This window comes from Streptococcus parasanguinis, assembly GCF_001578955.1.
Classification (GTDB): Bacteria; Bacillota; Bacilli; order Lactobacillales; family Streptococcaceae; genus Streptococcus; species Streptococcus parasanguinis_U.
Genome location: NZ_KQ969690.1, coordinates 385114 through 392013, shown reverse-complemented (window position 1 = coordinate 392013; position 6900 = coordinate 385114). Strand labels below are relative to the sequence as shown.

The window sequence follows — 6900 nt, the reverse complement described above, 5'->3', positions numbered from 1 at the left end:
AACTATAAAAAGCCTTACAATCAAGGCTTTCGATTATCCCTTTCGTTCAAGGTTTTCTAGGCTTTTACCAGCAAAGCTACACACTCAACATGTGCTGAGAGCTTTCTTCTATACTAATAGACGAAAGGGTGTGAAAATGATTTTTAAATGATACTGTGGAACGGAACAGTAGCCCTAGTATTGACTACTGTCGTTTCTATTCATATTGGCTATTCTAGGACTGAGATGAAAAAATCTATAAATGCTCAGAATAAAATTGAACCCGCAAATCTCCCCAAAACAATGGTGAGTCATGTACTTGTATTATTCCGAAAAAATACACCTCTGGTGCAGTGAGACAAATTGGTGTATCTTATAGTGGCTTCGTAGATGAAAGCTATACTCTACTATCACTCTTTGATGATGTAGAACAAATTGAAAAAGATAATAGACTTCAGACAGCTATTGATGTTGTCAGAGAACAGTTTGGTTTTTTAGCCATACAAAAAGGAACCGTCCTAACTGAAGGTTCCAGAAATATTGAACGCAGTAAACTTATCGGTGGTCATTCCGCGGGTGGATTGGAGGGATTAAAATGAAACAAGAAAAAAATACAGTACAATTTTCAGAAATCCGTAGCAAAGGATGTAATGATATTGAAATGCTTGAAAGATTTTTACATGGAATCGTTGAAACAGCAACTTCAAAACTTCGTCAGAGAAAACTCAAAACAACTGAAATATCGATACGACTAGTACATGCTAAATCTGAAAACCGATTACCATTGGAATTTACATTTAGCATTAAGCCAACAAGCTCATCTGTGATAATCTATACTGAGGTAATCAATCGCTTTAAAGAATGTTACACAGGTGGGGGAATTCAAGGTTTTACGATTCAATTTGATAAAAATACCCTTGCCTCTGCATAGAAAGGATTTGATATGATTGACCGTTCATATTTACCATTTCAATCAGCAAGAGAGTACCAGGATACAAAGATGCAAAAATGGATGGGCTTTTTCCTATCTGAACATGCATCAGCACTCTCTGATGATACAAACAAAGTAACGTACATGTCTGACTTATCACTAGAGAAGAAATTATTACTCCTCAGTCAAGTATACGCCGGGCAGCTACGCACACGCATTCAAGTGATTGAAAAAAACAAGCGTGTTTCCTACACTGGAACAATACCAAGTCTGACCAAAGATTTCATTTTGATAAAAACTACAACAGGTCACATCAATTTGAAATTAAAAGACATTATTAGTATTGAACTTGTCGAGGAGGTGCTCTATGAATCAGCTTGAGTTTCAGCGTAATCACCTACAAATGGACTATTATAGCGAGAGCTACCAAGATTTTGAACGTGACTTCTACCGCTACTCTAACATGAATATTCCATTGACCTTCCTAACTGATGATATCCTAAAAACAATGGCGACTTCACGTAAGAATTACTTTGTCCTCAATAAGGAAAAGTCCAGAGATAACCGCGATCACTTCTTCATATTTGAAGTAAGTACCGTAGATGAGAATCCGCTAATCTATCATTATACATATAAGAAAACTACAATATATTTAGCAGAAAAATAGGAGCAGTTCAATTGACTGTTCCTATTTTTAATATTCATAAAATCTAAAGTCTTTATACTCTTTAACAATGGAGTCGCCAACCAGAACAGACTATACTGACCAGCGACTACCTTAAATTTAATGTTTCAGATTTATTTTCTTATCTCTAATTTCATAAACTACATCTGCTACATTTTCGAGTAATCGTTTATCGTGGGTGATAAACACGATAGTTCCGGTGTACTCCTTCATTAGTATTTCCAAAGCCTCTAAACTTGGTATGTCAAGGAAGTTACTGGGTTCATCCATTATTAGGATGTTATATCTACCCATGAGCATTTTAGCAAGCAACAATTTTATAATTTCTCCACCGCTTAAAACAGATAAACTTTTTCCAATATCGTTCTGTTTGAACCCCATAGATGCTAGCACTGAACGAATTTCTGATATATTGTAGTCACAATCCTTCTGCATAAACTCCATAACATTCTGATTACTGTTGTACTTGTAACCATTCTGTGCAAAGTAACCTATTTTTGCCTTAGGCGAAATAGAAATTCCTTCTTCATGGTTTAAGATCATTTGGATTAAAGTTGTTTTTCCGATTCCATTACCACCAGTTAACGCCACTTTTGCTCCTAACGGAATTTGAAAAGATGCATTTTCAAACAGAGCCTTATCCCCAAATACTTTATTAATTTCTGCACCGACTATAGGGTATGGATTATGGAGCTCCAATGCTTTACTTTGCCTGAAACGAATTCTGCGAATGCCTTCCGGAGCTTCTACTTTTCCTAAGGCCGCAATCCTGTGCTCTAGGGTTTTAGCAGCATTATACATCTTTTTTTCCTTACTTCCTATTGATTTTTGATGAGCTAAACGCCCTCCGTCTTCAGTACTTTTTTTCTTTGAAGAACCTTTTGCCTTCTGTTCTATTTTACGAGCCTGTTTTCGCTTTTTCTCCGCAGCCCTTTCCAATCGGGCACGTTCCGCAATAAATTGTTCGTATTCTGCAGCTTGGCTCTTACGTTCTTCCTCTTTCTGACGAAGATAATCAGAATAGTTTCCCCAATACTCAGTGATTTTGCCATCTTTCAGTTCCCATATTTTATCTACTATTTCATCAAGAAAATAGCGGTCATGGCTAATAACTAACAGTGCACCTGTAAAATATTTTAGCTGTCCTATTAGAAAATCAATTCCTTCACGGTCTAAATGGCTCGTAGGTTCATCCGCTAAAATACCATGAACCTGTGCCGATAAGGCCTGTGCTATTTTAAGCCTTGTTTCTTCACCACCGCTCATAGTCTGTATATTTAATTGCTCAACACCTAGCTTGCCTACAAGTGCAAAATCTTTTTCCTCCTGCAGAGTTACTTCGTCCAACTGGGGAATATAGGCAAGTTCACCCAGACGATTCATTTTACATCCTGGGGGAGTTAATTCTCCTAAAAGTACCCTGAGTAAAGTGCTTTTTCCAGCACCATTTGCTCCTACTAAACCAATACGGTCATAATCATATACTTCTAATTCATTTATATCTAAAACATCGCGTCCTTTGAATTCCACACGAATGTCTTTTGCTTTTAATATTAATTCCATAACATTTCCTCCTGTCTATAATCGCATGCTTTCATTTGCTTGTATGCAGGGAAAACCCTGCGATTTTAGCAGGAAGAGTTACATGAAAATAAGATACATAAATATTCCTCCAATATTGTTTATTTTAAATCTAATTTTCTAACCTCAGTTATCATTTGGCAAACTATAGCAATGCCAATAATTAAAATACCTGATAGTAAAAACCAATGATTTACACCGATTTTATCAGCAAAGAATCCAGAAAGAATTAACCCAATTGGCATAGCAAGTGACATGATACTTCCGATCAAAGAAAATACACGTCCTAAATATTCAGGCTTAATTTTCTCCTGAAAAAGAGCTGTTTGCACACCGCTATAAAATGGCACCGAAAGCCCCATTATTGCACAGCAAACTACGAATATTACAAATCCATTTGGAGGAAGTATTCCCGAAACGGCTAAACTGGTCCCCATTATAAAAAATGAACTTGTTATTAGTAATACATGCTTTTCGAAGCCCCCTAATCTTCCTAATAATAAGCCTCCTGCTAGCATCCCAAATGCAAAGGAAATTTCCGTAATAGAAATATGCACAGGCGTTCCATTAAAGTGTTCCATGCTTATTAAAGGAAATAGTGCATTGATTGGCATATAAACAAAAGTATATAGTGTTCCTAAGAGTAATAAGGCAAACAATCCTTTGTTTTGTCTCAGAACCACAACTCCTTCTTTCATCTCCCTTATGAAATTTGGTTCTAAACTTTGCACTTGATTACCCAGCTTAGGTATACGTACAATTGCTACCGTAATAGATGCAATCACAGCACCCAATACGTCGATGGCAATAATAGCATTTAAATCCCAAACGGAGTATAAGAGTGCTGCAACTGCCGGACTAACAATATAGCTTATAGACTGCAAAGACTGACTATAGCCTGCGCATTTCGTTAGCTGTTCTTCTGGTACTAAAAGTGGTGTAACCGCATTGAGTGCTGGGGTATGAAAAGCTGTTCCAATGCTACGGATAAACAATACTATCATAATCATCCAGACAGGTAGCTCCATACAGAATGCAACAATAGCAAGCACTGCACCAGCTGCTGCGATAATTAAATCGGCACCAATCATTATCTTCTTCCTATCATGACGATCCACTAGCACACCAATGGCAGGTCCCAAAATCGCATAGGGTAAAAAACCTACTAATGAAGCCATAGACAAGACCATCGCAGATCCTGTTTTTTCTGTAAGGTAAAAAATAATCGCCATTTGCAGGATGGCACTAGTGATTAATGATACTGCTTGCCCTGCCCATATTGCATAAAATTTTCGTTTCCAATTGTTGTATTTTTCCATTTATATTATCTCCTGCATATTATTTTGCTTGAATTTCTATTTTGAATAGCATTCTAGGCAATAAAAAATGCAGGCCAAACCCCACAATGTGGCTTTTGGTCTGCATACATACAATTTGGAAACATTCATATTAAAGACATAGTTAAATAAAGGTATAGTTAAATAACCAATATCCTCACCGTAACTAATGAATGCTCAATATCGTATAAATAAGCACAACAAAAAAGCCTATCATCGGGTATAGATTCTGCTTTTTTTATTGCCAGCTTATCTTAAACGCATTGAGGCTGTCATAGTTTCGGTTCCTCCTACATCTTTGTTTATATCAATTTATAGTATAACACAACAAGATGATATGTTCAATATAAAAGTTATGGAATGAGACTCATACTTCCAATTCGATGCCAGATTTAAAGGATATGACGAAGTTTTCTTCATAGACTGTAACGCTCTGGATTATCTTCCTTAGTAGCAAGCGATTAGCTTTCACAAAATCTTCTGTTTGTAGTTTTAAAAATTCATCAGGATTTTCTAACTCAACCTCAAAATATTTCATTTTACATTCCCTCATTTCATTTATTGATAAATTGAGTTTGCAAAAAAGAGTGGACAATTTTTGTCTACTCTTAACCTTTAAAATAGTTTTTTTTAATCGATTTGAAGTTGCCTAAATTATTACTTATTCGGTAAAATGAAGTATTGCTTTCAACAGATTTCCTTCAACTACACTTCACTTGATTCAAACAAGGTGGGTACATTTCTATTCCCACAAACTCCTTGTCAATGGAAACAAACACGTACCCACAGGGTAAATGGAAATAGAAACTGATAATTTCTAGCTATCACTTCTACTCATTCCAAAAATTTTCTCACTCTGATACTTACCCACCATAAAGCAAAAAGCCTTGCAATCAAGGCTTTCATTATCCCTTTCGTTCAAAGGTTTCTAAGCTTTTACGAGCAGAGCGACACACTCAGCGGTTCGCTATCTCCGTTCTGTCTGCGTGCTAGCACTTGTCAATCACGGACAGCTATCGCATGGGCGGAAGTAAATGCTAATCTTCGTCGTTTTACTCCTTGACTAGCAAACTTACCGCCTCAACATGATGCGTTTGCGGAAAAAGGTCCACCGGCTGGACTTTCTTCAACTCGTAGCCCAACTCTTGATAGAGTTTGATATCACGCGCCATGGTGGCGACATTACAGGAGATATAGGCGATACGGTCTGCTCCTGTTTGGGCGCTTGCTTTGATAAAGCTTTCGGTCAAGCCCTTGCGTGGTGGATCGACTAGGATTGCAGTTGGTTGGATGCCTTCCTTGAGCCAATTCTTCATGGCATTTTCAGCTGTGTCACAGACATAATGGGCATTGGTGATGCCGTTTAAGCTAGCATTCTTCTGGCTATTCTCTACTGCTTCTCGTATGACTTCGACACCATAAACTTCTTTAACATGCTTAGCGACAGATAATCCAATAGTTCCGATTCCTGAATAGGCATCAATGACCACATCGTCTTCTCTTAACTCCGCAAAGTCAATGGCTGTCTGGTAGAGCTTCTCTGCCATTTCGGTATTGACCTGATAAAAGGCTGGTCCAGAGATTTGGAAGCTATTCCCCAACATTTGGTCCGTAATGTAATCTTGACCATAGAGAACCCGCCATTCTTTCCCAAAAATGGCATTGGTATTCTGGTCATTGATATTTTGCATAACAGATTTGATGGCTGGGAATTGCTTGATCAGCTGCTCGATCAACTGGTCCACACGGAAAATCTTGGGACGAGTGGTGACCAAAATAACCATGATTTCTCCAGAATGATGTCCTCGACGAACGACAAGGTTCCGAATCAAGCCAGATTGTTCCTGCTCATCATAAGGCTTGAGGTCAAAACGACGAATCAAATCCCGAAGTGCCAAGACTACTTGGTCAATGACTGGATCTTGGATATAGAAGTCTTCGATCGGCATCAAATCATGAGAGTTCCTGCGAAAGAAACCTGTCTCCACCTGACCATTGACACGACGGACAGGGACTTGGGCCTTGTTGCGGTATTGAACAGGATGGTCCATCCCCAAAGTCAAGGGAACGTCGATATCAGAGATTCCTGCCATCTTGTAAAGGCTATCCTTGACCTGTTTGGCCTTGAATTTCAGCTGCTCCGGATAAGCTAGGTGCCCTAAGTCAGCAATGCCGCTTCGCAAGTAAGCCAGGTCTAGCTCTTCATTGCGGTGAGGGGATTTTTCCAGGTACTCCTCTACTTTTCCATAGCCGATCTTCTTGTTGACCTTGAGCACACGCATGCGGATGACTTCTCCAGGCAGGGCATTCTCCACAAAAAAGACCAGGCCATCGACCTTAGCCACTCCTGCTCCTTCGTGTGTCAAATCGACAATCTCAACGGTTAC

Annotated in this window: 8 protein-coding genes; 4 read left to right on the top strand and 4 right to left on the bottom strand. The window is 38.5% G+C overall.

Going from position 1 to position 6900, the window contains the following annotated elements:
- Window positions 1–332 precede the first annotated feature (332 nt).
- The 4 genes from SPADD19_RS05735 to SPADD19_RS05720 are packed head-to-tail and all read left to right on the top strand — an operon-like array spanning window position 333 to window position 1577.
- A complete protein-coding gene (locus SPADD19_RS05735; protein ID WP_001813542.1) occupies window positions 333–578 on the top strand; it encodes a hypothetical protein in 246 nt (81 codons plus the stop codon).
- Complete coding sequence (locus SPADD19_RS05730) at window positions 575–910, top strand: DinB/UmuC family translesion DNA polymerase (protein ID WP_000806926.1); 336 nt, start codon at window positions 575–577, stop codon at window positions 908–910. The genes SPADD19_RS05735 and SPADD19_RS05730 overlap by 4 nt, the downstream gene beginning before the upstream one ends.
- Window positions 911–922: 12 nt before the next feature.
- Entirely contained in the window at window positions 923–1291 is a 369-nt protein-coding gene (locus SPADD19_RS05725; protein WP_000567222.1) for a hypothetical protein, read from the top strand.
- Window positions 1278–1577, top strand: coding sequence for a DUF5960 family protein (locus SPADD19_RS05720; RefSeq protein WP_001072467.1), 300 nt, complete (start codon window positions 1278–1280; stop codon window positions 1575–1577). Before SPADD19_RS05725 ends, SPADD19_RS05720 begins: the two co-directional genes overlap by 14 nt.
- A 117-nt stretch (window positions 1578–1694) precedes the next feature.
- Here SPADD19_RS05720 and msr(D) read toward each other — a convergent pair whose 3' ends face one another.
- The 4 genes from msr(D) to rlmD form a co-directional block, all read right to left on the bottom strand.
- On the bottom strand, window positions 1695–3158 hold the full coding sequence (msr(D), locus tag SPADD19_RS05715) for an ABC-F type ribosomal protection protein Msr(D) (protein ID WP_000420315.1): 1464 nt from the start codon (window positions 3156–3158) through the stop codon (window positions 1695–1697).
- A gap of 119 nt (window positions 3159–3277) precedes the next feature.
- Window positions 3278–4495, bottom strand: coding sequence for a macrolide efflux MFS transporter Mef(A) (gene mef(A) / locus SPADD19_RS05710; protein ID WP_000417519.1), 1218 nt, complete (start codon window positions 4493–4495; stop codon window positions 3278–3280).
- Between the two features lie 385 nt (window positions 4496–4880).
- On the bottom strand, window positions 4881–5051 hold the full coding sequence (locus SPADD19_RS05705) for a hypothetical protein (RefSeq protein WP_000873143.1): 171 nt from the start codon (window positions 5049–5051) through the stop codon (window positions 4881–4883).
- Between the two features lie 514 nt (window positions 5052–5565).
- The coding region (gene rlmD / locus SPADD19_RS05700) for a 23S rRNA (uracil(1939)-C(5))-methyltransferase RlmD (protein WP_128861591.1) at window positions 5566–6900 on the bottom strand (1335 nt) is incomplete at its 5' end.

Excerpts from the sequence above, each read along its gene's own strand:
- SPADD19_RS05725 (WP_000567222.1), top strand. The coding sequence starts at position 923 with ATGATTGACCGTTCATATTTACCATTTCAATCAGCAAGAGAGTACCAG.
- SPADD19_RS05730 (WP_000806926.1), top strand. The coding sequence starts at position 575 with ATGAAACAAGAAAAAAATACAGTACAATTTTCAGAAATCCGTAGCAAA.
- SPADD19_RS05720 (WP_001072467.1), top strand. The coding sequence starts at position 1,278 with ATGAATCAGCTTGAGTTTCAGCGTAATCACCTACAAATGGACTATTAT.
- SPADD19_RS05705 (WP_000873143.1), bottom strand. The coding sequence starts at position 5,051 with ATGAAATATTTTGAGGTTGAGTTAGAAAATCCTGATGAATTTTTAAAA.